This window comes from Stenotrophomonas sp. 05L44_2 (assembly GCF_056665995.1).
Window position 1 is genome coordinate 1 of record NZ_JBFTNR010000894.1, and the last position, 1433, is coordinate 1433.

1 protein-coding gene is annotated in these 1433 nt (G+C 67.9%); it reads right to left on the minus strand.

Annotation, left to right across the window (positions count from 1 at the left end; all coding sequences use genetic code 11):
• Window positions 1–1093: phosphoglycerate kinase (locus AC1VAN_RS21740; protein ID WP_480986733.1), on the minus strand; the 1093-nt coding region annotated here is incomplete at its 3' end.
• Window positions 1094–1433 lie beyond the last annotated feature (340 nt).

Here is a 1433-nt window from a genome sequence, read left to right on the forward strand (position 1 = left end):
AGATGTAGCTGACCTGCTGGGCGATATCGAACTTGTCGACCGCGGCCAGGGTGTCGCCACCACCGGCGATGGAGAACGCCGGCGAGCTGGCGATGGCGCGGGCCAGCGCTTCGGTGCCCTTGCTGAAGGCTTCGAACTCGAACACGCCGACCGGGCCGTTCCAGACCACGGTGCCGGCCTTGGCGATCAGCTGTGCGTACTGCGCSGCSGTCTGCGGGCCGATGTCCAGRATCAKGTCRTCSTCGGCCACCGCATCGACGGCCTTCACTTCTGCAGCCGCGTCGGGCAGGAACTGCTTGGCGGTGACCACGTCCACCGGCAGCGGGATGTCCGCACCCCGCGCCTTGGCGTCGGCCACGATCTTCCGGGCGGTATCCAGCAGGTCCGGCTCGTACAGCGACTTGCCGACCTTGTAGCCGGCCGCCGCGATGAAGGTGTTGGCGATGCCGCCACCGACGATCAGCTGGTCGACCTTGCCGACCAGGTTGGCCAGCAGCTCCAGCTTGGTGCTGACCTTGCTGCCGGCGACGATGGCCAGCAGCGGCTTGGCCGGCGCATCCAGCGCCAGTGCCAGCGCATCCAGCTCGGCCATCAGCAGCGGGCCACCGGCAGCGACCGGGGCGAAACGGATCACGCCATGGGTGGACGCCTGCGCACGGTGCGCGGTACCGAACGCATCCATCACGAACACATCGCAGAGAGCGGCGTACTTCTTCGACAGGGCTTCATCGTCCTTGCCTTCGCCAACGTTCATGCGGCAGTTTTCCAGCAGCACCAGCTGGCCCGGCTGCACGTCGACGCCGTCGACCCAGTCACGCACCAGCGGCACCTCGCGGCCCAGCAGCACCGACAGGCGCTCGGCCACCGGCGCCAGCGAATCGGCCTCGCTCCACACGCCTTCCTTGGGGCGGCCCAGGTGCGAGGTGACCATCACCGCCGCGCCCTGCTCCAGCGCGCGCTTGAGCGTCGGCAGGGAAGCGGTGATGCGCTGTTCGGAGGTGATGCGGCCATTCTCGATCGGCACGTTCAGATCCTGGCGGATCAGCACGCGCTTGCCGGAGAGGTCGAGGTCGGTCATGCGGACGATGGACATGGGCAACTCTTTGGCTCTGGAGATGGGATGCCGGCGTGCGGCAGACGGTCATTGTATCGGGTGCGGCTGGCGGCCGCGCCGCTGCCTGCGGCAGGCTTCGAAGCAACGGCAACAGCAACGGCAACGGCCGAAGCACTGGCGCTTCGTGGTGCTGTGGGTGGGCCGGGGCGGTGTGGGCCCGCGGGGGACGCCGTGAATCAATCCCTGGAGGCTCGGGCGCGCCATCCTTGGCGCTTACGCCCCCGCGACCCCACCACCCCGGCCACGACAGGTTCATGAGGCGGAGCGGATGGCAAAGGCGAAAGCAAAGACGGTTTCTGGTGTCGGGTGAAGAAAGAAC